A 25934-nucleotide genomic window follows, 5' to 3' on the forward strand; every position below is an offset into this window, starting at 1 on the left:
TATCAGGACCTTGTCTGTCCTTAAAATGATTCATAATCTTCTAACAGCATGTGGATATTGTATAATTTGGGTATTTTTTTGGGACAGTTTTTTGTACTCATTGCCGCACCCTTTAATGCGCGGGTTCGGAAATGGAAAGAAGGCCGACAAGGCTTGTTTAAGTTGATCGCCGGTAAAGTAGACTCATCAAAGAAACACACTTGGTTTCATTTTGCTTCCTTAGGCGAATTTGAGCAAGGCCGCACTGTTTTGGAAGCCTATAGAACACATTTTCCTAACAAGCTAGTGGTAGTTACTTTCTTTTCTCCATCCGGCTACGAGGTGCGAGCTAATTATGCCAAAGCGGATTATGTGTTTTATCTCCCCGCAGACACACCCGCCAATGCCAAGAGGTTTATCGAGCTCATCAATCCAGAAGAAGTGTTCTTCGTAAAGTATGAATTTTGGCACAATTATTTTAAGGCGCTTCATAATCGGCGAATTCCCCTTTATTTAGTTTCGGCTATATTCCGGAAAGGGCAATTTTATTTCACTTGGTATGGCCGACTTTTTAGATCGACTTTGCGCTATGTGACTTTTTATTTCGCTCAAAATCAGGAAAGTGTTGCTTTGCTGCATAGTATTGGTCTTAAAAATGTTTCGTTAACGGGTGACACCCGATTCGATCGCGTGGCGCACCTCTCGCAGCATAAACGCGAGATAGAGGTTGTTTCCCGTTTTGTTAACGGACATAAAGTTCTAGTGGCGGGGAGTACTTGGTTGCCAGATGAAGAATTGATTATGTCTTTGCGACAGGTTTATCCCGAATGGAAAATAGTGATTGCGCCACATATTGTTGATGCCGCTCATTTAAATGAAATTGATAGCCGATTTAAACAGAGTGTGCGATTCTCCACGTTAAATAGTAGCGTTCATCCAAAAGATAATGCGAATGCTTTTGTACTAATTATAGACAACATAGGTATGCTCTCCTACTTGTATAGTTATGCAGATGTCGCTTATATTGGTGGTGGTTTCGGCGTTGGAATTCATAATATATTGGAGGCGGCAACTTATGGCGTTCCGGTAATTTTTGGCCCTCACTATCACAAATTTCAAGAAGCAAAAGACCTAATTGCAGCCAAAGCAGCTTTTAGCATTCGCAACTTACAAGAGTTTGTAGCAGTGTTTGAACGTTTGCAAGAAATAGAGATTAGACAGGAGGCGGGGAATCGAGCGTATGGCTATGTACAACAACAGGCTGGTGCTACGGCGAAGATTATCGATTATTTGGCTGGAAGTCGAGAGTAGGTCCGTAGTTGGGTGCAGTGGTGGCATTTACTCGACCATTCTTGAAAGTAGAAGGAATAAGGTGCGACTAACAACTGCTAATACATCCGCTCAAATCACTTTCGCTTCTCTGATTTTCCTCCTAAAGAGCTTGCCTGGTAAATATTTACTGGCCCAAATCGCTTTAATTTCACTTCCCGCTATAAATATTTCTTCTTTTTGTTTGTCTAAATGAGGGATCAAGCGTTTCACGAACTCGGATACTGACATTGCTTTGATGTGGACATCATCTTTCTTTTGATATTTTTCACCATTGCCTATTAGTGCTTTTTCGCCCAATGAGGTGTTTACGAAACCAGGGCATACCATACTAATGTGTATGTTGTCGTCGTAGATTTCCGGTCGCAGGGATTCGAAATAACCATGTAATGCATGTTTGGATGCTGCATAAGAAGATCTAAATCGCGTTCCAATTTTTCCCATCAAGCTGCTTATAACTATGATATGCCCTCTGCCCTGTTGTTGCATGGCGGGTAATACCGCTTGGGTTATGGCTACAGGTCCCCAATAATTAATGTCCATAATCTTTTGTGCCACGGATAACTTTGTGTCTATGGCTAAGGCCCGTTGGGTTACACCGGCGGAATGGATCAATGTGTCGATTCTGCCAAATATGCGTAATGCTTCCAGTGCTTTTTCGGGCAGGGAAGTTTCGTCTTCTAAATCAAGAGGTAACACATGGACATTCATGGGATTGCCTTTGCAGGCTGCTTTTACTTGGTATAGCTTGTCTCTCGAACGGGCAGAAATGATAAGCTTAGCGCCTATAGAAGCATAGTACTTGGCCAAGCCTTCTCCTATTCCGGCTGAAGCGCCAATAATCCAAATAACTCGATGACCGGCAGGTATTATATTTTTTTTAGATCTTTTCATGTTCATATCCTTCTTCAATAAAAAGTTCGGAAGCGATGTAATCGGCCATCAATTTTCCTGAAACGGTCAGTTTTAGGCAATCGCGCTCCCTATATATTTTGTTATCTTCTTCAAACTGCTTCGCATTGCTTACAACATAGCCCAGGGCGGCACTTCCGTAGAGACGTTCGAGGTATTCTAGATCGAGCCCCCACATTGTTCGTAAAGAAGTCATGATATACTCATTAATCCGATCGATTTCAGATAATGTCTCGACCTCAGCAGGAACACGCTGATGGTTTATCGATGTTATATACTGCTGGTTGTTATTGATATTCCATTGCCGTTGTAATCCATTGAACGAATGAGCGGAAGGACCTATTCCTAAATAGGGCTTTGATTTCCAGTAATTTGTGTTGTGTTTTGCATAACGACTCGGTAATGCAAAATTTGAAATTTCGTAATGCTCATAAGCATAGCCGTCTAGCGTTTCAATGAGTTGAAGAAATTGTGCTGCCGCCTGTTCATCGTCCATTTTTTTATATTTTCCTACCTTTATGAGATGGGCTAAGGCTGTTTTTGGCTCTACTGTCAAACTGTAAGCAGAGATATGCGGAATGTGAAGCTGTACGAGTTTCTGTATATTGTTTAACCATTTTTCATCGGTTAACAAAGGATAGCCATAAATTAAGTCGGCTGTGATATCGTCAAAACCGGCATCCTGTACTCGCTTTATCGCACTATCGGCTTCTTGAGCAGTATGCGCACGGTTCATCCATTTCAGATCTTCGTCATAGAACGATTGGATACCAATACTGAATCTGTTAATGGAAGTTCTTCGAAAAGCTTCAATCTTTGTTTTGCCTAGGTCGTCCGGATTTGCTTCCAGGGTGATTTCAACCGTATTGCTAATGTCGTAATGGCGACTTGCCTCATCCAGTAAGAAACTGATTTCCGACGCTTCTAAGATCGAAGGCGTGCCTCCACCAAAATAGATTGTATTAATTCGATCGGTGGGAAGATAGCTCGATTGTAGGCGCAGTTCTTTCGCCATGGCTTCCAACATTTCATTTTTGTACTTGATTGAAGTGCTGAAATGAAAATCACAGTAGTGACATGCTTGTTTGCAAAAAGGTATATGAAAGTAAATACCACCCATGCCTGCAAAGTTAAGGCAATGGAATGGATTTATTCTTCATCGTTAACTCATTTTATATAGGCTTCTTTTCCGGGATCGTCCAGAAGTAAATAGTAGATTCGCCAACTTTGATTTTTTTCTCAGGCTGCCAATCCCCCATATCAAATTCGTTCGAGACAATACGCGTACCGGGTTTTAATTGTTCCAATAGTTTTGGACGCAGTTTTAAATTGACATAGGGAAGCAGATACAGCGTCACCACGGATGCTTTACTGAAATCCACGTCAAAAAGATCTTGCTGTAGGAACTGAACCTTGTCGCTAACACCTTCTTTCTGTGCATTTCGATTCGCTTCCTTAATTCTATTCGGATCTATATCTACGCCAACACCGGTGGCTCCATACTCTTTAGCTGCCGTAATAACGATCCGGCCGTCTCCGCAACCTAAATCATATATTAAGTCGTTTTTGTTTACCTGGGCAATTTGTAGCATCGCTTCAACAACCGCTGGTTTACTGGCTACGTAAGGAACATCCAAAGATTGTTCTGTTGCGGTCTTCTTAGTAGAACAGGAAAGGAGTCCAAGGCATGTTGATAAAAAAAGTATGATAGCTAGCGGAAGTTTTTCTGCTAACTTCGAACGTTTATTTAAGTCGACAACCATATAATGTGTTAAGGTCTGTGGTAAAAGTTTTGACATAAAGGTACAACAATCGTACCTAATTTCTAATGTATTTTACCTTTTAAGAAGCTGTTTCACTTAAACAGCTTCTTGAACGTAGATGCGCAATGCGATCATCGCACTTTGTGATGAAATTGTTATGCATCTGATAGATTTTGAGTAAATGGATTATTACGATTTTTTAATATCTTTGGCGGGCTGTTCTTATTTCATTATCTAAAGCATATAGGTGCCGCATACAGGTTAGGGACGTATTTGCCGGGAACGTGAAATTTCAAAAGATGAATAAGAATCCCCTTGACAAAATCGTTGTTTTGAAAGATACATTGAAAAGACTACGCTATATATCTTTAAAAATTAAATAACATCTGGATGAATATCCACCATTTTATATCACAAGAAAATACGAGTTTTATCAATCCCTTATTTATCTTGTATACTTTCCCCCCAAATAACATAGCTACCCAATTTTGCGTCGTTGTTAATGACGACCCACAAGTTGAGGAATTGTACGGGCAAAATAATGTAAATACTTATCAATAATTATATACAAATGAAATACAAACGTATCCTACTTAAACTTAGCGGAGAAGCTTTAATGGGTAACAAACAGTACGGTATCGATATCGACCGTGTCGCCCAGTACGCACAAGACATAAAAGCTGTCTATGATGAAGGGGTAGAGATTGCAATTGTTATTGGAGGCGGAAACATTTACCGTGGACTGAGTGCAGAAAAAGCAGGGATGGATCGTGTGCAAGCTGACTACATGGGCATGCTGGCCACCGTCATCAACAGCATGGCTTTACAGGATGCGTTAGAAAAGGCTGGCATGAAAACGCGCCTGCTCACAGCGATAAAAATGGAGCAGATTTGCGAGCCGTTTATCCGAAGAAGGGCAGTAAGGCATCTGGAAAAAGGTAGAATCGTAATTTTTGGTGCCGGTACCGGAAACCCATACTTTACTACGGATACGGCGGCTTCTTTAAGAGCTATTGAAATCAATGCGGATGTTGTGTTAAAAGGTACTCGGGTAGACGGTATCTATACTGCCGATCCGGAAAAGGATCCTAATGCAACTAAGTTTGACCAGATTACCTTCCAAGATGTATATAATCAAGGATTGAATGTAATGGATATGACAGCCTTTACTTTATGCCAAGAGAATAAATTGCCGATTATCGTATTTGACATGAATAAAAGTGGCAATTTAGTTCGTTTAGCACAAGGCGAGCTAATAGGTACTTTAGTAAAAGACTAAGGCAGCTTAAAGGAGTGGGATGTAGGGTATAAGGCTTATGGTTAATTTGATAACCTTATGCGTTATGTCCTACATCTTCACCTTTCGTCCTTATTGAAGCAATTCCTTTAAGGCTCGGTCCACTTTATGGAAACCAAATTCGCCCAGGACCTTTTCGAAGAGATTTTTTATTTCTTTGTTTTGTAAGTTACCGATGCTCCCTTCGTGCGTGTGCTTTACTTCCTTAATGGGTTTAAAAGTCCCTTTTTCTATTGCCAAACCGATGTTTTTATAAGCCTCTCTAAAAGGGACGCCTTGTAACACTTCATGATTCACCACTTCTACACTGAATAAGTAGTTGTATTTTGGATCCTCGAGAATATTTGTATTGACTTTAATATTGCTCAGCATTAAGTGCATCATTTGAAGGCAGTCGTTGATGGATTGAAAGGCGGGAAATAAATTCTCTTTCAGCAACTGCAAGTCTCGATGATATCCCGAAGGAAGATTTGTGGTCATCAAAGCGATTTCATTTGGCAAGGCCTGGATTTTATTGCAGCGAGCTCGGATAAGTTCAAAGACGTCCGGGTTTTTTTTATGGGGCATGATGCTGGATCCTGTTGTCAATTTATCGGGAAAACTAATGAATCCGAAATTTTGATTCATATATAGGCAGGCATCCATGGCCATTTTTGCTAGTGATGCGGCGATTGCACTCATTCCTTGTGCTAAGACTCGTTCTGTCTTTCCACGGCCCATTTGTGCGTATACAACGTTGTAGTTTAAGGTCTCAAAACCCAATAATTCGGTGGTTAATGTTCTGTTCAATGGAAAGGAAGAACCATAGCCTGCTGCGGAACCCAAAGGGTTCTTATTGCATATCTTCCAAGCGGCCAACATAAGCTCCAGATCGTCTACTAAGCTTTCAGCGTAAGCACCAAACCAAAGCCCAAATGAGGAAGGCATAGCAATTTGCAAATGGGTATACCCCGGCATTAACACTTCCCGGTATTGATTACTTAGTTCTATGAGTAGCTCGAATAAAAACTTAGTATTTTCTACAATTTGTTTGATCTCGTTTCTAAAGTAAAGTTTGAGGTCGACCAATACCTGATCGTTTCTTGAACGACCACTGTGTATTTTCTTTCCGGCATCTCCGATACGTTGCGTGAGCAATAGCTCAATCTGAGAGTGAACGTCCTCCACATGCTCATCAATTGTAAAACCACCCGTCTCAATTTCGCGATAAATCTTTTTGAGCTCTTCTTGAATAACCGCTAGTTCGTCTTTTGTCAATAGGCCAATGCTTTCGAGCATTTGCGTATGCGCAAGGGATCCTAATACATCAAAAGGAGCCAAAAATATATCAAGTGCTCGATCGTTTCCTACTGTGAATTTTTCGACCGATTGCTCTACTTCCGTTTCTTTTTGCCAAAGTTTCATATGTAAATAATTTGTCTTTGAAAGGTCATATAGAATGTCCAGATTATTTTCATTCGAGTTTGTGTTTTGCAATCATGGACATTTCATAAGAAATTAAAAATTCAAAATTAAAAAGTAAAAAAGCCATTAGCCGAGTGCCAATCTCCGATTGCTGATAACCGAAAGTTAATTGCTAATAGCTAAAACCTTGCTTAGCAAAGCTACATAAAGTTCTATTCCCTCTTCAATTTCGCGAAGATATATAAATTCATCCGCACTATGAGAGCGGGCGGAATCACCGGGACCCATTTTTAAAGACGGCACGGGAATGAGCGCTTGGTCACTCATGGTGGGCGACCCATATGTTTTCCTGCCTAAAGCCACTCCCGCTTTCACAAAAGGATGGTCTTTTGTTATTGATGAAGGATTGAGTCGAGTGGATCTCGGCTGTACATCGCTTGCCACATATTGGCGGATGATAGCCAGTACTTCTTCATTGGAATAAGCATCGGTTGTGCGCACGTCCACTACATAACTGCAGGTTGCCGGGACTACATTATGTTGGGATCCGGCATTGATGACTGTTACACTCATTTTTATAGGGCCGAAGACAGCGGATTCTTTAGGGAATTTATAGGTGCGGAACCACTCAATGTCTTTCATGGCTTTATAGATCGCATTATCGCCTTCTTCTCTTGCTGCATGTCCTGACGCCCCCTGGGCCATGCAGTCAAGTACCATTAGCCCTTTTTCGGCAATGGCGAGATGCATCTCCGTGGGCTCACCTACAATGGCAAAATCTATGGGCTCTAATAAGGGAAATATCAGCTCAATTCCATTCCTTCCTGAGATTTCTTCCTCTGCAGTTGCTGCTATGCATATATTGTAATGGAGTTCTTGTAAAGGGTAAAAATGTAAGAAAGTTGCGATGAGAGAGACTAGCGGTCCACCTGCATCGTTACTCCCCAAGCCATATAATTTACCATCGCTTACAGCTGCTTTAAAGGGATCGCGGGAGTAACCTGTATTCGGTTTTACTGTGTCGTGGTGAGAATTTAATAAAATTGTGGGTTTACGCTTGTCATAAAACTGATTGTAAGCCCAAACGTTATTTAACTTCCTATAACATGGTATATCCCGCTCTTGGAAGAAGCGCTGAATTCGATCTGCTGTCCCGGTTTCTTCCTTGCTGAAAGATGGAATTTCAATTAGGTCTTTCAATAAATCGATGCTATCCCTTATTAATGCGTCCATCTTATTCCTTATATAGCCCGCCGGCCCGTTCCGCAGAGAGTTTAATGCCTTTGATAAAGGCAGAGCTAAAGCCGTTATGTTCCATCTCGTTTAAGCCGGCAATTGTGCAGCCTTTTGGTGAGGTTACTTTATCAATTTCGCTTTCCGGATGGCTTTGCATTTGCAATAACAAGTCGGCCGCACCCTTTGCGGTTTGAACAGCCATCTTTAATGCATCGTGGGCATGAAATCCAATTTCAACACCTCCCTGAGAAGCCGCGCGAATACTTCTTAAGAAAAAGGCAATCCCGCAAGCACAAAGCGCAGTGGCAGAAGTCATCAAATCTTCATTGATGGTAACTACAGCACCTACGGTTTCAAATAAGCGAGTGACCTCGTCCATATGCTGCTCGTGTGCATTATCGGAGGCGATGCATGTCATGGATTGTCCGATAGCGATGGCCGTATTAGGCATCGCCCGTATTACTTGTACAGCATCGCCCAGCTTATGACGGATATCTCGGCAGCTTACGCCTGAAATTACTGAAACAACAAGCTGTTCATCGGCAATTACGGCTCCATTGATTTGTTCCAATACTTGATTTAGTTGCTGAGGGAGAACCGCCAGAACAATGATATTAGCATCAAGAACTGCTTCTCTATTATTGTCCGAAAGCTTAAATCCAAGTTCGGCTTCCTGTGACATATTTCTGATGTTCCTTCTCGTGAGCGTTATATCGGAGGCATTACAATAAGCCTTCGCTATCAGTCCTTTTGCCAAGGATAGGCCGATGTTGCCGCTTCCTATGATGGTAATCTTAGGCATAATGTTCGTGTTGAATTATTTGCGTTAAAAAATGGTTGTTCCTGCTTGCTCATCTGTTAAATCATTCGCATGTTTAATAATTACTTTCTTGACACCTTTTGAAATGGCATCAAAAGCATTATCAAGTTTTGGAATCATGCCGTCGGCAATAATACCTTGCTCCTTTAGCATGCTATAATGAGTACGATTAATTTGCGTAATAACGGAGCCTTCGTCTTCTATATCTTTTAATACGCCTCTTTTTTCGAAGCAGTAAATTAGAGAAATATCATAGTTTGAGGCGAGCCCTACGGCTAATGCAGAAGCAATGGTATCGGCATTTGTGTTTAATAACTGACCTTCTCCGTTATGGGTTATAGCGGAAAATACAGGGCATAAGCCGAGTTCGAGCAGACTTTGGATACGCTTGTTATGAATCGAAGTTGGGGTCATATCGCCCGCAAATCCATAATCGATCTCTTTGACAGGGCGTTTAATGGTGCGAATCGTGTTCCCATCTGCTCCACTTAGTCCAATCGCATCGCAGTGGTTCGCTTGTAATAGGGCGACAATGCTTTTGTTTGTCAAGCCGGCATATACCATGGTCACAATTTTCAGCGTTTCGAGATCCGTTATCCGTCTGCCATTGACCATTTTTGCCTCGATGCCTAGATCGCTTGCTAACTTACTGGCAATTTTTCCTCCACCGTGCACTAATATTTTCTTTCCTTTCAAATTGGCAAAAACGTTAGTAAACGCAGATAGCGCGGTTTCATTCTCTACAATATTGCCACCTATTTTTACGATATTTAGTTTTTCCATATGAGGGATTATATAAGTGGCTCTTATAGATTTTCCAATATCCTTTTCAATACAACCTGAGCCGCCCATACGCGATTACCAGCCTCTTGAATAACCAATGAGTCCGGACCGTCTAGTAGGGCTGATGATAATTCCAGATCCCTTCTTACCGGCAAACAATGCATCACTTTTGCATGGTTTGTTACTTTAAGCTTCTCGGGTGTGGGCATCCATTCTCTTCCTGTAACCAGTATTTTGCCATACTCTTGATAGCTCGACCAATTCTTAACATAGACGAAATCAGCGTTTTTTAGAGCCTCATTCTGATTGGTGGTGATTGTAGCCCCGTTTGTAAAGTGCTCATCGAGCTCGTATCCTTCAGGATGGGTAATAGTAAAATCTAACAATCCCTGCTCTTGGGCTTTACACATCCATTCAGAGAATGAATTGGGAACCGCTTGCGGTAATGCTTTAACATGTGGAGCCCAGGTAAGAACAACTTTTGGCTTGGCTGTAACTGTTGAAAATTTACCGTCCACTTCTTTAGACGTGGATGGCGTATGCTCTAAGATCGTAATTAAATCTGTTAAGCTTTGAAGCGGGTGACGTGTAGCACTCTCTAAGCTAACAAGGGGTTTTTTGCAGTAAGTTGAAAATTTATTAAAAAGGTCTTCGCTATAGTCTTCTTTACGATCTTTTAAGCCTGGGAAGGAACGTAAGCCCAAAACATCACAATATTCACCCATTACGGCCGCCGCCTCCCGAATATGTTCAACCGTTGTGCCATCCATCACAACGCCATCCCTGGTTTCAAGCGCCCAGCCATCCTTATCCATATTCATGACCATAACATCCATTCCCAAGTTTATAGCAGCTTTCTGTGTACTAAGTCGTGTGCGTAAACTTGGATTCAGGAAAACAAGTCCGAGCATCTTATGTTCTCCCAATTTGCGATGAGCATTCGGTGCAGCTTTTAGCGCTAATGCTTCTTTGACAATAGTTGATAAATTATCTACATCCGCTACTGAAAAAAATTTCTTCATTGAATCTCTTTTTTAATAGTTGTACGTTTTAAGTTTTAGGCACTTACGACGTAAAACTTATTACTTATAACTTCTTAATCTCTCCGATAATGCCTCCAAAAACCTGTCCGCCTCCTTCTTCCCTAAATTCAATGCAGGTAGTAAGCGGATCACATTAGGCTTTGCCTCTCCTGTAAATATATGGTTTTTAAATAATAGATCTTTCTTGACCTGATTAAGCTCTTCCGGAAGCTCGATGCCGATCATTAAACCTTCACCTCTTATTTCTTTGATTTTATCAAATCCCTTTAATTCGCTCATTAAATAGCGTCCAATTTGCAATGCGTTCTGCACGAGTTGTTCCTTCTCCATCGTCTCCAAAACCGCTAAGGCGGCTACGCATGCAAGATGATTCCCCCCGAAAGTGGTACCTAATTCACCAAACCAAGGCTTAATCTTGGGTGAAATGGAAATGGCACCTATCGGGAAGCCATTACCCATACCCTTGGCCATGCTATAAATATCTGCTTGTACGTTTGCATGGTCATGGGAGTAAAATTTTCCGGAGCGTCCGTAGCCGCATTGTACAGAATCAGCAATAAAGATTGCATTATACTGTTCGGTTAAGCTCCGTATTTTCTGAAGGAAGCTGTGGTTGGCTACCCGTATACCACCAACGCCTTGAATTCCTTCAATAATGACGGAAGATATCGCTTCTCCTTGTTCCGCAAAGATTTTTTCAAGTGCGTCTTCGTCATTGAAAGGAAGGAAAATAACATTTTCCGTCTCGTTTACCGGAGCGATAATCTTGGGATTGTCAGTTGCCGAAACCGCTAGTGATGTTCTTCCGTGGAAAGCGCCTTTGAATGCGATCACTTTTTTGCGACCATTGTAAAAAGACGCCAATTTGAGCGCATTCTCATTAGCTTCGGCGCCGGAGTTACATAAAAAAAGCTGGTAATCTTTTTTGTCAGAAACTTTGCCCAGTAGCTCAGCGAGTTGTTTTTGAAGCGGTATCTCAATCGAATTAGAGTAAAAACCTATCTTATTCAGTTGATCTGTTATACGCTGTATATAATGCGGATGGCTATGGCCTATGGAGATAACTGCATGTCCTCCATATAGGTCTAAGTATTCCCGGCCAGTGGCATCATAAACATAAGAGCCAACTCCTTTTACAATTTCAATGGGATTTATAGGGTATACGTCAAAGAGTTTCATTTTTGCAAGGGTTACGGTGTGAGGTTTAAGGCGTAAGCTTTCCAGGTTGATCTCTTAAAAATTTTAAGAATGAAATGAGCATAGCCCTAACCTCATTTATTAAGGTGTTAATTAATAAATAATTCTGTTCAGATATATAATGAAGTTCATAGGCGCAAAAACAGCAATAATCTGCTTCGTTTAATGAACCTAATGCAACATTCAGGAAGTGGGCGAAGTCCTTGTCAGAAAATCTTCCACATCCTTCGACTATATTAAGTGGAATAGATAATGCGGCTCGTTCTAATTGTGATGTTAAGGTATATTTTTCGTGCTGCGGAAAGGTTGTGGATACGCGTTGTCTAATGAACATATTTAGTTCATGGGCTTTTTTCCAAACGTCTAACTTTTTATAGTCCCTCATAACATTCTTGTACCTTAAACCTTATGCCTTTCACCCTTTATCTTAAAATCCAACGGCTTTAAGCTTCAATCCAGTCGTTTCCTCCAATCCGAATAGAAGATTCATGTTTTGTACGGCTTGTCCGCTTGCACCTTTTAGAAGATTATCGATGATGGAGATAATCATCAATTTAGTACCATGTTTCTCTAAATGAATCAGTGCTTTATTCGTGTTCACCACTTGTTTTAAATCGATGTTGCCCGGACTTACGTGAGTAAATGGATGACTTGCATAATAGTGGCTATATAAATCTGATGCCTCCTCTATAGATAATGTTGACTCCAAATAAGTACAGGCTAAAATACCTCGGGTAAATGCACCACGTTGTGGCACAAAATTGATTGTTTGATCAAACGAAGATTGCAGTTGAATAAGACTTTCTCCGATCTCATGTAGATGTTGATGCTCGAAAGCCTTATATACGGAAAGGTTATTATTCCTCCAGCTAAAATGGGATGTCGGTGATAAGCTCTGTCCGGCACCGGTAGAGCCGGTTGTTGCATTGATATGTATTTCCGAAGTCAGCAGTCCTTTAGCTGCCAACGGCAGCAAGCCCAATTGAATCGCTGTAGCAAAACAGCCCGGGTTCGCGATATGCTGCGCCGTTTTTATTTTATCCCGTTGAAGCTCGGGTAAACCATAAACAAAGTTTTCCGCCTTTGACTTCAATCTGTAATCCTGGCTCAGATCAATTATCCGAATGGATTCGGCTATCCGGTTTGCCTCTAAAAATTTCCGGGCCGCACCATGACCAACACACAGAAATAAGACATCAATATTTTGGGGAAGCTCATCGGTAAATTTCAACTCTGTATCGCCAAATAGATCAGTATGCACGGAATGAACCGGGTTCCCTGCGTTACTGTTACTATTGACAAAGGCAACTTCTACATGAGGATGATTAATGAGAACCCTTAAAAGCTCTCCTCCGGTATAGCCGGCTCCGCCAACAATCCCTACTTTTATTTTATTCATATCAGAATAGTTTTGAGTTATAAGTAATACGTTATACGTTTTTTTCTTACTCACTCGATACTTATAACTCATTACTTAAAACTTACAACTTATTAACCTTATGCCATATCATTACTTGATTTCCAAAGATTTTAGAGAATCCTTTTACATCTTCGCCAGTCCATGCATTGTTCATCTCTCCATAACTTCCGAACTTACTGGACATTAAATCATGCTTGGATTCCACGCCAATTATATTAAATCGATACGGGTTTAATTCAACGAATACTTGACCACTGACCATTTCCTGTGAGCTTTGCAAAAAGGCTTCAATATCTCTCATAATAGGATCATGAAATTGCCCCTCGTGCATCCAGTTACCATAAAAAGAAGCTAACTGATCTTTCCAACTTAACTGCCATTTCGTAAGTGTGTGTTTTTCAAGCGTATGATGAGCTTTAATAATAACAACCGGTGCTGCCGCTTCAAAACCGACTCTTCCTTTGATGCCAATGATTGTGTCTCCTACGTGTATATCTCTTCCTATTCCGTATGGCTGGGCAATCGACTGCAATTTTTGTATCACTTTTACCGGACCTAGCCGTTCACCGTCAAGTGCTACCGGCTCACCTTTCTCGAATTCGATGGTAATTCTTCTGCTTTCACTTGCTGTCACTTGTGTGGGCCATGCTTCTTCCGGTAATGTTTCATGGGATGTTAAGGTTTCTTTTCCTCCCACTGAAGTGCCCCAAATGCCTTTATTAATCGAGTATTTTGCTTTTTCGGCACTGTAGGTTACACCATGATTATGCAAGTAATCGATTTCAGATTCGCGGCTTAATTTCAAGTCCCTAATAGGTGTTATGATTTCTACGTCCGGAATCAGGATATTAAAGATCATATCGAAACGTACTTGATCATTACCTGCACCAGTACTTCCATGGGCAACGAAGTTTGCGTCGATTTTCTTTACATAGTTTGCAATGGCAGTTGCTTGGCATACACGCTCGGCACTTACCGATAAGGGATAGGTTGCATTTTTTAATACGTTACCGTAGATAAGATACTTTATACTTTCGTTATAATAGTTTTGGGTTTCATCAACTGTAGCATGTGACGCAACACCGAGCTCATAAGCGCGTGTTTCGATCTGTTTAAGTTCATCTTCCGAAAATCCTCCCGTATTGACGATGACGGAATGAACTTCTAAGCCCATATCTTTGGATAGGTAAATGGCACAGAATGAGGTGTCTAATCCTCCACTAAATGCTAATACTACTTTCTTTTTCATTAGAATAATTTATTATTAAACGGAATGAACTCGCTTGCAGTACGCCGGCAAATCCATCTTATAGAATATGATGAGTGAAGGCTCTTATTGGCATAAATGAGCTCCTAACACTCGGTTATACCTGTCTTTTACAGGCTAGCTTATATTGTAATTACTGTAAGCGGTAACTAATACATCAACTAATCGTACGCTAAAAATAAGGTAGCGATAATTTTGCTCCTTCTTCTCAAACTTAATTCGATACGTTTTAATAAGGAGTGCTTTTTTTGCATCTGTTTCAAACGTTCTTTTGCTTTCGCTTTTTGCTCAATTTTTTGTCGAAGCTCTTTTTCCTTCTCCACAGGGTCCCATAACATAGCTGTGCACATACAATTTTTACGGTCTTTACTCATTAAGATATCGTAATTTACACAACTTTGACAACCTTTCCAAAATTCTTCGTCTTGGGTTAACTCTGAATAGGGGACGGGTTCATACCCCAGCTCCGAATTGATTTTCATTACTGCAAAACCAGTGGTCAGACCAAAGATTTTTGCCTTCGGGTATTTTTCGCGCGATAAGTCAAAAATCCGCTTTTTAATAGCTTTAGCTAACCCTTCTTTTCGGAAAACCGGATTAACGATGAGGCCGGAATTGGCAACATATTCACCATGGCTCCAAGTTTCGATATAACAAAAACCTGCCCAAGTGCCATCTTTATGGAGCGCTATTACAGCTTTTCCCTCAAGCATCTTATTGGCAATATATTCCGGTTTTCGACGTGCAATACCCGTACCGCGTGCTTTGGCAGATTCCGCCATTTCATTGCAAATCTGTTCGGCATATCCGATATGCGATTCATTTGCAGGAATAACAACAAAATTTGAAGTATTCATTGAATGTGAATGACCCAAGAGAACAAAACAATAAAACACATTTTGCTCTACCGTTTGATTTTGATTACCTTTTTGTTAATTGTTTTTGATAGATACAATAACCGGACTCGCTATTGTACTTTTTGTGGAGTGGGTATGCCCTCGAATCAAGCCCGGGGCATAATGGGTCGTCGGACTCTTAAAACAAGTTTGTTGCCAATCGCTTTTATGCATGGGATTACTTGCGCACTTCCTGGATTGGAATGCTTAGCAATATTTATATGCATATTAGCAATATTCATGTTATAAAGAATCTTTCCTTATTTAATAATGGTTGCAAATGTAAAAAATAAAATTTGGTTTATGCAATATTTATTGTATAAAATTAGTAATATTTTATCGATTTTGCTTGGCAGTTTTGATAATGTTATGGCTTGACTCCCATTTTTAGGATTTCTTTAAAGGTGTAAAACGAAGGCTGTGGCGTTATATTCGATTAAAAAGTGTATAGAATGGGATACCTCTTGTAACTGAAAGGCAATATAAGAGGTATCCCATTTTCGGGAGATTACCAGAATCTTACGTAAAGCGCACTAACTAATAGTAAAGTCAATACAATCATAACCATTACGGAAGGTTCTACTTTAAACATTTTAGTGTCTAAAACGAATGCTTTGGGATTAATTTTTGGTCCTGCCAAACTAACAGCGATCATTGCAATAACAGTGAACAGAAACGAAAGGCCCATGCAAATCTGAAAAGGAATTTCATAACCACCGCGCCCGTTTGGATAAGCCGTATATAACAAAGTGTCATTTCCAAACCACGTCGGCGCGTAATTGTTAAAGACTACCGATAAAGCAAAACCCATAATAAGTCCTACGATGGCTGCAGCTCCTGTAGTTCGTTTCCAAAACATACCTAATAAAAACATTGCCAATACACCTGGACTGATAAAACCGGTATATTTTTGAATAAAAGTAAAACCGCCCTCTCCGCCGATTCCAAGCATATCGTCCCACGTGAAGAGAATTGATGCTGCAATCGCGATGATTACGGTGATTTTTCCAATATTGACCAGATTTCTTTCCGACGCATCTTTATTCATATACTTTTTATAGATGTCCATGGTGAAAATAGTGGCTATACTGTTGGCCTTTCCCGCTAACGAAGCAACAATGGCTGCGGTTAAGGCAGCTAATGATAGCCCTTTCATGCCATCAGGCAGAAAACCTAGAATAGCCGAATAGGCATTGTCAGGGTTGAAATGTCCACCCGGTGCCATTTCTTCCTGCAAAGCGCCATTTTTGTATAGAACATAAGCGGCGATCCCGGGAAGCATAACGATAACCGGCATAAAAAGCTTCAAAAATCCGGCAAAAAGAATTCCCGTACGTGCGGTTTTTAAATCAGCACCCAAAGCGCGTTGGGTAATATATTGATTGCAACCCCAATAATTTAGATTGACAATCCATATCCCTGCTAAGTACATGCCTAAGCCGGGGAGCATAAGGTACTTATTAATTTCCTCCTGGGATGACGAAGCAGTCGGCTTTTCGATAATCATTTTAAAATGCTCCGGCGAATCCTTCATAAGTTGCGAGAAGCCGGCCAATACATCTTTGCCTAAACCAAAATGTTCGCTGACAAGTGTAAGCGCTACATAAGTTGTAGCTACGCCACCAATAATAAGTACCAGCACCTGAATAACGTCCGTAAAACCGATTACGCGCATACCGCCCAGGGTAATTACAACGGCAAAGACCGATAGAGCCAACACAATCGTATGAAAGCTTCCACCGCCGGCCAAATTATTAATAGCTAAAGCTCCTAAGAATAAGATTGACGTTAGATTTACAAAAACATAAAGGAACAACCAGAATACAGCCATGATTAGACTGGTTGTTTCATTGTACCGATTATTTAAAAATTGCGGCATGGTGAAAATCTTGTTTTTCAGATAAACAGGAATGAACCACACGGCTACAATAATAAGAGCCAGGGCCGCGATCCACTCGTAGGCTGCAACAGCAACCCCGACGGTAAATCCATTGCCGCTCATACCGATGAATTGCTCTGCCGATATATTGGAGGCGATAAGCGAAGCGCCAATTGCCCACCAGGTTAACGATCCTTCAGCTAAAAAGTAATCTTTACTACTGGCGTTCGCATTGTTTTTTTTGCGATAAATCCAATATCCATATCCCGCTACTACTACAAAATAGACGAGAAATATGATGTAATCAATTTGTGCAAATTTTCCCATAATGGAGTTAAGGTTAAAAGGTTAGCAAAAAAGGTGGCGAAAAGAGCCGTTCCGCCACCTTTTATTTTATTTTTGGATCTGATAAAACACCTCACTCCATTTCAATTCATTTTCGAATTGACCAAGCTTCGTGTTTTCATCAATTTTTACAAATTCAATACCTGCTATACGTGCAAAATCTTCCAGGTACTCACTTGTTAGATTTTGGCTATAAACGGTATGGTGCGCACCACCGGCATAGATCCAAGCGGTACATGCGGTTTTCATATCCGGTAATGGTTTCCAAAGAACGCGTGCAACCGGTAACTTTGGTAGTTCATTTTGTACATCAACCCCTTCTACAACATTCACAATAAGGCGAAACCTGTTTCCCATATCCACTAATGAGGCATTCAATGCCTTTCCGCCTGCTGCATTAAAAACAAGTCGGGCCGGATCTGCCTTTCCGCCAATACCCAAAGGATGAACTTCTAAACGAGGTTTATCTTTTGCTAAGGAAGCGTCTACTTCAAGCATATGTGACCCGAGTACCATTGCATTATCAGGATCGAAGTGATACGTATAGTCTTCCATAAAAGCATTCGCTCCAGGTAGACCCGAAGCCATTACTTTGCAGGCACGAACCAAAGCCGGTGTTTTCCAATCGCCTTCTCCTGCAAAACCATACCCTTGTTGCATAAGCCTTTGGGCGGCAATACCTGGAAGTTGTACTAAACCGTGCAAATCCTCAAAGGTGTCTGTAAATCCTTTATAACCGCCTGCTTCCAGGAAGTTCTTTAAACCGATTTCGATTTTTGCTGCATCTAGTACGTGTTGTCGTTGCGCTCCGCCTTCTTTCGCGTTATCGGCAAGTATATATTCTTCTTCATATACTTTTATCAGTGCTGCAACCGCTTCATCACTTACTTTGTTTATCTCAGCTACTAGATCACCAATGGCATAAGTATTAACCGAGAAACCGAATTTCATTTCTGCTTCCACTTTATCTCCATCGGTTACAGCAACATATCGCATGTTATCGCCAAAGCGAACAAACTTCGCGCCTTGCCAATCGTTCCAAGCGGCGGCGGCCCTAGTCCAGATACCAATCTTTTTGGCAACATCTTCATCCTGCCAGAAGCCGGTCACTACTTTTCTGTTGATCCGCATCCTGGAAACGATGAACCCAAATTCCCGGTCGCCATGTGCACTCTGATTGAGGTTCATGAAATCCATGTCAATACTGTCCCACGGAATATCTCGATTATACTGCGTGTGCAGATGTAAGAGGGGTTTTTTGAGAGCGTTCAATCCCCTGATCCACATTTTTGCCGGAGAGAACGTGTGCATCCAGGTAATAATGCCAATACAATTGGCGTCTTTGTTTGCCTCTGCGATGGTGTTATATATTTCTTCCGAGTTTTTTACAATTGGTTTGTACACAATATTAACCGGAATCAGTGCTTGATCCGTCAAATAATCAGCAATCTTTTTAGCGTGCTCCGCAGCCTGCGCGAGGGTTTCAGGACCGTATAAATCTTGACTTCCTGTTATAAACCAGACGTCAAAAGTTTTTAAATTTAGCATATCTATATTTCGTTGTTCGTTATTTGTTTTGTATCAAGTATCAAGATATTCCTAGAAGTTTTCAGTTTTACGTTTATTGATTTTCCAGCCTTTTTCTGTGGCTTAGGAGCTGGGAAACAGGGGGCTTATTCCCTGTTGTAAATTTAAACTTACCACGTAAAACTCATCACTTAAAACTACTGTTGTCCATAATAAGAATCCGGTCCATGCTTCCGCTCGAAATGTTTTTTGATCAATGAATCTTTAAGGCGTGGTGCATTGGGATTAATCTGTTCCGTTAATAAGGCCATTTGTGCCACCGTTTCCAAGACAGCGCTATTGTACACTGCTTTTTCTGCGGTCTTTCCCCAAGTAAAGGGGGCGTGGTTTCCTACCAAAATCATTTCCACTTCTCGGTAATCCAATCCGTGATCCTTAAAGTGGTTAAGGATCTGAAAGCCTGTTTCATATTCATAATTACCTTTGATCATGTGATCGGCCATGGGCGGAGCACATGGAATATCGGTAGTAAGATGGTCGGCGTGTGTCGTGCCAAATATGGGAATATCCCGCTGACTTTGCGCCCACGCAGTAGCATAAGTAGAATGGGTATGGACAATACCGCCGATATTTTCCCAGTGTTTGTATAATACCGCATGGGTTTTCGTATCAGAAGAGGGTCTCATGTTACCTTCAATGGTATTGCCCTCAAAATCGACAATCACCATGTTTTCGGGACTTAATTTCTCGTAAGGCACACCACTTGGTTTAATGGCAAAAACTCCCTTAGCTCGATCGACAACGCTGACATTGCCAAATGTAAAAAGCACCAGACCTAGTTTGGGGAGCTGCATATTGCTTTCATATGCAGCCTCTCTTATATCTTGATAATTAAAATTAGCCATGAATTTTAAGCGATATGAGTTAATATATTGTCTTTTGAGGTTAACTTCTCTTCAATGAGCATACCCATTTGTGTATACTTTTCGTAGCGTAGTTTATAAATCGCAACTCTTTGCGGATTCGGGTGATATTCAGCGTCAAAGCCTTGGCCCATGGCAGACATAGCCTCTTCGACTTTGGTGTAAATGCCTGCCGCAGTGGCTGCAAACATAGCGGCTCCAATCGCACAAGTTTGTTCCGATCGATGGATTTTTATGGGCATATCCATTACATCAGCCATCATTTGCATGATAAATGGTGCTTTTCTGGCGACACCTCCCATGCCAATTAAGCCTTTAACCGGTACACCTTGTTCATTGAAGCGATCAACAATTTTCTTAGCGCCAAAACAAGTTGCTTCTACTAATGCTCTAAAGAGCTGCACCGCGTCTGTTCCCAGGTTTAGGTCGAAAAAAGCTCCTTTAAGCGCCTGGTTAGCATCAGGTGTCCGTCTTCCGTTTAGCCAGTCGATTGCAAATTCTTGCTGAATATTAGGTTCGATCTTCTCGGCGAGTTTACTCAGTTGCGGTATAATCTGCTGTTCTAGTTGGTTCGCCAAATCGTCCAATGCCGGATTATCATTTGTTGACAAAAGATTTTTTAGTGGCCACATCAAAAGATTTTTGAACCAGGCATAGGCATCACCAAACGCAGACTGACCGGCCTCCATTCCGAGCATGCCGGGAATGACAGAACCATTTACCTGGCCACAAATACCGCTTACTAAGATGCCGTCTACTTCATGGTTCGGAGCCACTAGCATATCGCAGGTAGACGTGCCCATTACCTTGCTTAAATAGTATGGCTCAATTTGTCCACCCACAGCTCCCATGTGGGCGTCGAAGGCGCCAATTCCGATCACTACCGATGTGCTGAGTCCGAGTTTTTGTGCCCACTCTTCACATAAATGGCCCGCCTTTTTATCGGCCGTATAGGTATCTGCTGAAATATTGTCGGTAAAGCCATTTAGCAAAGGATCGACAGCAATAAAGAATTCGTTTGGTGGATAACCGTCAAATGACTCGTTCCAAAGGGATTTATGACCGGCCGAGCATACACCTCTTTTTATATGTAGCGCATCTTTGCCACCGGTTAGTAAAAACGGAATCCAATCGCAATGTTCAACCCAAGTGAAAATGTTGTTGGCGATCGCTTTGTCTTTACGTAAAATATGGAGCAACTTCGCCCAAAACCATTCAGAGGAATAGATGCCTCCCACGTATTGCAGGTAGTTTATATCAAATTTTTTGGCGGTTTGATTGATCTCGTCTGCTTCCTTTACGGATGTATGATCTTTCCAGAGTACAAACATTGCGTTTGGATTTTCCTCGAAAGCAGGAAGCAGTGCTAACGGTGTACCTGTTTTATCAACGGCGACCGGTGTTGATCCGGTTGTATCAACTGCGATAGCCTTTACATTGGCTGATATCTGTTCACCACTCTGCTTTAAGCAGTCTTTAATCGTATATTCCAGACCTTCAATATAATCTAAGGGATGTTGCCTAAATTGGTTGATGGAAGGATTACAATATAAACCTTTTTTCCACCGGGGGTAATGATAGATCGAGGAAGCGATCTCTTGTCCATTACGGGCATTCACGAGCACAGATCGCACCGAATCCGTGCCGTAGTCTACTCCGATAACATATGCATTGTCCATATATACTAAAGTGTATTTCGTTCTTTAATTTTTATACCCAGAGAATTACAGTGCTGTGAGTTTACGATACTAATTGGTCAGTCTGTCAATCTCTTCTGCTATTTCGTGTCAAAATAACATTTATTTTTTTAGATAAAAAAATATTATCGAAAAAATGTGCATGAAAAAAATTAAGGGTTAGGTATAAAGTTTAAGAATGAACTTATTTTATCTTTATAGGTTTCCTTATTGAGCTTGTAATAAAATGCACCCTTTTTCGAATTCTCTTTATCCTTATCTTTTTGACGAACTAATAAACCTGTTGACAAAAGTTTTCTATTAAAGTTTCTTTTATCCAATACAATATCATAAACACCCTCATAAAGAGTCAGTATTTGCGGGATAGTAAATTTTTCGGGCAGTAACTCGAAGAGTATTGGATGCAGGGCGGCTTTATAGCGTAATTTTTTCTTCGCATGTTCTACCATGCTATTATGATCAAAAATAAGTTTCGGTATTTCTTTTAGTGGCATCCACTCGGCACGATACTCCTTGCTTAACTGATCTTTGTATTTACGAATGTCAATAAGTGCATAATAAGCAATACTGATTGTTCTCTCAATGGGGTCTCGATTGGGTTCGCCAAAGACCTCCATTTGCTCCATATATACATTTTCTAAACCCGTCAATTGCTTCAAGACGCGTGCAGCGGCTTCCTCAGGTGTTTCATTCGGCTCCACGAATCCGCCCATTAAGCTCCATTTATTTTTTTCAGGCTCAAAGCCTCTTTGTATAAGCAGCAATTTAAGACTTTCCCCATCAAATCCAAAGATGATACAGTCTACGGCAACAAGTAGGCGTGTTTGTTTTGAGTATTTCGTCATAATTTAAAGGTAATTAGATCGGTAAGATAATATTCATTTAAGATAATTATCGGCATTCTGTAAAAATTAGTTCCACGTTCGCATTACATGCGATAAAGATAGTCAAATTCCAGTTGCTTTATCAAATTGGTAAAGCAGACAATGTTACAAAGATAATCATTTGTTTAAACGATTAAGTATTCAAAGAAGTGTTTTTTTGACACTTTTTATTAAATGTTCCATTGACATTTAATAAAAAGCTTCTATATTCGTTCCGACCGATTACGCTTAAAACGAATAACCAATATATAAACACATGCAACGAATCAATTTAAAATTCAATTGGCGTAGCGCTTTGATAGTATACATGGCGCTTCTGCTAAGCCATTTGGGGTGGAGCCAACAGAGCACGCAAATTAAAGGGAAGGTAACTGATAAAAAAGGAGAGCCTATACCCGGTATCAGCGTAAGTCTACCAGGCTCGAAAATCGGAACTACAAGTGATCTCAATGGTTTTTATCAAGTTCAAGTACCGGCCTTAATTGGCAAGCTGGTATTTACCAATGTTGGGTATATAAAAAAAGAAGTCCCTTTAGTTTCCGGACAATTCATCTACGACGTAACCTTGGAAGAGGATTTACTGGGATTGGAAGAAGTGGTGGTGGTGGGATACGGAACGCAGCGAAAAGCAGACATTACCGGCTCTGTTGCTATTGTGGATGTTGCCGAATCCAAGAAATACTTAACAAATGATATTTCCCAGCTATTACAGGGACGGAGTCCGGGTATTACCGTAAATAGCGATGGACAGCCCGGTGCCAGTCCAAATGTAAGAATTCGAGGCGTAAGCACTTTTGGTAATGCACAGCCGCTATATGTGGTAGACGGTGTTCCTGTGGGCACGTCCATACGTGATTTCAGCCCTAATGATATCGAATCGATGCAGGTCTTAAAGGACGCTTCAGCAGGTGCTATATACGGTTCTATGGCAGCCAACGGAGTGGTGATAATTACAACAAAACAGGGTAAGAAAAATACGCCGTTAAATATTGAGTATAATGGATCCTATGGGATGGACAAAGTTTGGCAACGTATACCGGTTTTAAAGCGCACCGATTATCAGTTGATTGCCAATGAAGTAAGAACCAATGCCGGTTTACCGCTCATTCCGGGAAATGATCCATCTTCACCACTATTTATTGATAACGTGGATACGGATTGGCAAAAGGAAGGATTAAAAAACGGATCAAGGCAAAACCATAATCTCAATTTTATGGGTGGTGGGGAAAATACGACCTATAACCTTTCTTTCGACTACCTTGGTAATGACGGTACTTTTGTTGGCAATGGACCTAGTTATGATCGGTATACTGCACGCATCAATACAACTGCCAGAAAAGGTATTTTCAAAGTTGGCCAAACTTTTACCTATACACACTCGCACGAAAATACACTTACCTACAATAATACCATATTGACTGGCAGTCGCCCGCCATTGGTGATCGATTTGGTGGAAGCTATTCCAACACAAATGATTTATGATCCTAATAATAAGGGAGGTTTTGGCGGTACGGAGTCGAATATCCATGATGTTATATCGCTTAATGCAATTGCCATCAATAGTTTGTTTGAGAATTATACAGACGTCGATCGCATGTTTGCAACTGCTTATGGAGAGATCGATTTAATAAACAAGAATGGGCATAGCTTACGATATAAATTAAATTTAGGATACGACAAAACACAGGCGCGGGATTACGCTTTTCAACCTGCCTTCGATTTGGGATATTTTTTCCATTCAAATATTTCCAGATTAGACGACGGGCAACGCACCTATACAACGGGCTTGGTAGAGAACACCTTGAATTATGAAAAAAAGTTTGGAAAACATGCGCTCACGGCACTGATCGGGCAAACCTACCAGTATGGATCTGCATTAGTTCGTAGTGGACATTCAGAAGCCTTTACAGAGCCATATTTCCCAATTTTAGACAATGGAAGCAATAAAACGGCCTCCGGCACCATTGACGAAAATGCGCTTTCATCTTATTTAGGCCGTATTACATATAATTACGATGATAAGTACCTCCTGACTGCCAATATCCGTCGAGATGGATCTTCCCGATTTAGTCCTAGCAATAGGTTCGGTTATTTCCCCTCGATTGCTTTGGGATGGAAGTTGACCAATGAACCATTTTTTAAGGTATCGAAGGATATTGTAAGTGACTTAAAGCTGCGAGCGAGTTATGGCAAGCTGGGAAATCAAAATATTGGGGATTACTTATATATGAGCTATATCAATCCGAATATTGTCTACAACTTTAATGGCCAAAAAGTGTTCGGCGGACTTCAAACAAGTTTAGTGTCGCCTGATATCAAATGGGAATCTAAAGTTACCTCCAACATCGGTTTGGATGGTATTTTGCTGAATGGACTAATTGATTTTACCGTAGAATATTATCGCAATAAAACCACTGATATATTGGTTGGTGTTCCTATTCCCGGTTCAACGGGATCGGTTAATAAGGCACCGACAGTTAATACGGGAAGTTTGCAGAATTCAGGGTTTGAGTTTATGGCAGCCTATAATAAAACCCAAGGAGATTTTAATTTTAGTATTGCCGCAAATGTAAGTACAATTAAGAATAAAGTATTGGCTTTGGGTGATAATAATGAACCTATTTATGGTGCCGGTTCCAAAACGGAAATTGGAGGCGAAGTGGGACAGCATTTTGGCTATGTGACGGAAGGTATCTTTCAATCGGTCGAAGAAGTAAATGCGCATGCTTTTCAAAGTGCAGGAACAGCACCTGGAGACCTTAAGTTTAAGGATTTAAATGGAGACCATGTGATTAATGCAGATGACCGAGCCTATCTCGGAAGTGCTATCCCGGGATTAAATTATGGATTGAACTTCACTGCCTCTTACAAAAAAATAGATTTTACCTTATTTGCATCCGGTAGTTCGGGCTTTAAAATCAATAGCAGAATGTACCGAGACCTTATGTTAACGACAGATTATATTAATAGACATGAGGATATTTTGGAGCGTTGGACACCGACAAACACGAACACCGAAATCCCTCGTTTGGTAGCCAATGATCCCAATGGAAACGGACGTGACTCGGATAGAAAGGGCTGGCTGCAAGATGGAACGTATTTACGGATCAACACGGTATCACTGGGCTATACTTTACCTGATAAATTGATCAAGGGCGTTCAACGCTTGCGGGTCTATGCAACGGCGCAAAACTTATATACTTTCCAATCTTACAAAGGATACAATCCTGATTTCACTGCCGGGGTCTTTGAGCCCGGGTTTGATTTTGGTTCCTTTCCGAAGCCAAGAACCTTGATGTTGGGAGTACAAGTTGGGTTTTAATATATAATCAA

The 25934-nt window shown here is 41.0% G+C and carries 21 protein-coding genes; 3 read left to right on the forward strand and 18 right to left on the reverse strand.

The window, feature by feature from the left end; all coding sequences use genetic code 11:
- Window positions 1–48 precede the first annotated feature (48 nt).
- Complete coding sequence (locus M1D52_RS01265) at window positions 49–1290, forward strand: 3-deoxy-D-manno-octulosonic acid transferase (protein ID WP_013664346.1); 1242 nt, start codon at window positions 49–51, stop codon at window positions 1288–1290.
- Window positions 1291–1380: 90 nt separating this feature from the next.
- Here M1D52_RS01265 and M1D52_RS01270 read toward each other — a convergent pair whose 3' ends face one another.
- From M1D52_RS01270 to M1D52_RS01280, 3 genes are read right to left on the reverse strand one after another with little or no spacing between them, the layout of a single operon-like run.
- Window positions 1381–2202: an SDR family NAD(P)-dependent oxidoreductase gene (locus M1D52_RS01270; protein ID WP_130854807.1), complete on the reverse strand. Its 822-nt coding sequence runs from the start codon at window positions 2200–2202 to the stop codon at window positions 1381–1383.
- Window positions 2189–3340: a radical SAM family heme chaperone HemW gene (gene hemW / locus M1D52_RS01275; RefSeq protein WP_437394093.1), complete on the reverse strand. Its 1152-nt coding sequence runs from the start codon at window positions 3338–3340 to the stop codon at window positions 2189–2191. The genes M1D52_RS01270 and hemW overlap by 14 nt, the downstream gene beginning before the upstream one ends.
- A 52-nt stretch (window positions 3341–3392) precedes the next feature.
- Entirely contained in the window at window positions 3393–4019 is a 627-nt protein-coding gene (locus tag M1D52_RS01280; RefSeq protein WP_377609921.1) for an SAM-dependent methyltransferase, read from the reverse strand.
- A gap of 535 nt (window positions 4020–4554) precedes the next feature.
- Here M1D52_RS01280 and pyrH point away from each other — a divergent pair.
- A complete protein-coding gene (gene pyrH, locus M1D52_RS01285) occupies window positions 4555–5262 on the forward strand; it encodes a UMP kinase (protein ID WP_013664341.1) in 708 nt (235 codons plus the stop codon).
- Window positions 5263–5352: 90 nt separating this feature from the next.
- On the opposite strand, the gene argH is transcribed toward pyrH, so the two are convergent.
- From argH to M1D52_RS01360, 15 genes are all read right to left on the reverse strand, one after another.
- The gene (gene argH / locus M1D52_RS01290) at window positions 5353–6684 is read right to left on the reverse strand and encodes an argininosuccinate lyase (protein WP_437361648.1); all 1332 of its coding nucleotides are present in this window, start codon (window positions 6682–6684) and stop codon (window positions 5353–5355) included.
- Between the two features lie 165 nt (window positions 6685–6849).
- Entirely contained in the window at window positions 6850–7917 is a 1068-nt protein-coding gene (locus M1D52_RS01295; RefSeq protein ID WP_437361649.1) for a M20 family metallo-hydrolase, read from the reverse strand.
- 1 nt (window position 7918) lies between these two features.
- Complete coding sequence (gene proC / locus M1D52_RS01300) at window positions 7919–8722, reverse strand: pyrroline-5-carboxylate reductase (RefSeq protein WP_437394094.1); 804 nt, start codon at window positions 8720–8722, stop codon at window positions 7919–7921.
- A gap of 24 nt (window positions 8723–8746) precedes the next feature.
- Window positions 8747–9523, reverse strand: coding sequence for an acetylglutamate kinase (argB, locus tag M1D52_RS01305; RefSeq protein ID WP_041387970.1), 777 nt, complete (start codon window positions 9521–9523; stop codon window positions 8747–8749).
- Between the two features lie 23 nt (window positions 9524–9546).
- Window positions 9547–10545 (reverse strand): Rossmann-fold NAD(P)-binding domain-containing protein, encoded by a 999-nt coding sequence (locus tag M1D52_RS01310; protein ID WP_013664336.1) that lies wholly within the window; start codon window positions 10543–10545, stop codon window positions 9547–9549.
- 60 nt (window positions 10546–10605) lie between these two features.
- On the reverse strand, window positions 10606–11745 hold the full coding sequence (locus M1D52_RS01315; protein WP_013664335.1) for an aspartate aminotransferase family protein: 1140 nt from the start codon (window positions 11743–11745) through the stop codon (window positions 10606–10608).
- Window positions 11746–11770: 25 nt separating this feature from the next.
- Window positions 11771–12148 (reverse strand): four helix bundle protein, encoded by a 378-nt coding sequence (locus tag M1D52_RS01320; RefSeq protein ID WP_437394095.1) that lies wholly within the window; start codon window positions 12146–12148, stop codon window positions 11771–11773.
- 42 nt (window positions 12149–12190) lie between these two features.
- Entirely contained in the window at window positions 12191–13162 is a 972-nt protein-coding gene (argC, locus tag M1D52_RS01325; protein WP_437361655.1) for an N-acetyl-gamma-glutamyl-phosphate reductase, read from the reverse strand.
- A gap of 82 nt (window positions 13163–13244) precedes the next feature.
- A complete protein-coding gene (argG, locus tag M1D52_RS01330) occupies window positions 13245–14432 on the reverse strand; it encodes an argininosuccinate synthase (RefSeq protein ID WP_013664332.1) in 1188 nt (395 codons plus the stop codon).
- Window positions 14433–14611: 179 nt separating this feature from the next.
- Complete coding sequence (locus M1D52_RS01335) at window positions 14612–15307, reverse strand: N-acetyltransferase (protein ID WP_013664331.1); 696 nt, start codon at window positions 15305–15307, stop codon at window positions 14612–14614.
- Window positions 15308–15854: 547 nt separating this feature from the next.
- Entirely contained in the window at window positions 15855–17552 is a 1698-nt protein-coding gene (locus M1D52_RS01340) for a sodium:solute symporter family transporter (protein ID WP_437394096.1), read from the reverse strand.
- Between the two features lie 66 nt (window positions 17553–17618).
- Window positions 17619–19118 carry an L-arabinose isomerase gene (gene araA / locus M1D52_RS01345; protein WP_013664329.1) on the reverse strand — a complete coding sequence of 500 codons (1500 nt, stop codon included), beginning with the start codon at window positions 19116–19118 and terminating at the stop codon, window positions 17619–17621.
- 176 nt (window positions 19119–19294) lie between these two features.
- Window positions 19295–20002, reverse strand: coding sequence for an L-ribulose-5-phosphate 4-epimerase (locus M1D52_RS01350; RefSeq protein ID WP_013664328.1), 708 nt, complete (start codon window positions 20000–20002; stop codon window positions 19295–19297).
- A gap of 5 nt (window positions 20003–20007) precedes the next feature.
- The gene (locus tag M1D52_RS01355; RefSeq protein WP_013664327.1) at window positions 20008–21699 is read right to left on the reverse strand and encodes a ribulokinase; all 1692 of its coding nucleotides are present in this window, start codon (window positions 21697–21699) and stop codon (window positions 20008–20010) included.
- Between the two features lie 170 nt (window positions 21700–21869).
- Window positions 21870–22562, reverse strand: coding sequence for an NUDIX hydrolase (locus M1D52_RS01360; protein ID WP_013664326.1), 693 nt, complete (start codon window positions 22560–22562; stop codon window positions 21870–21872).
- Window positions 22563–22857: 295 nt separating this feature from the next.
- Between M1D52_RS01360 and M1D52_RS01365 the strand changes: the two genes are divergently transcribed.
- On the forward strand, window positions 22858–25923 hold the full coding sequence (locus M1D52_RS01365; RefSeq protein ID WP_437394097.1) for a SusC/RagA family TonB-linked outer membrane protein: 3066 nt from the start codon (window positions 22858–22860) through the stop codon (window positions 25921–25923).
- The last annotated feature ends 11 nt before the right edge of the window (window positions 25924–25934 follow it).

This window comes from Olivibacter sp. SA151, from assembly GCF_054130995.1.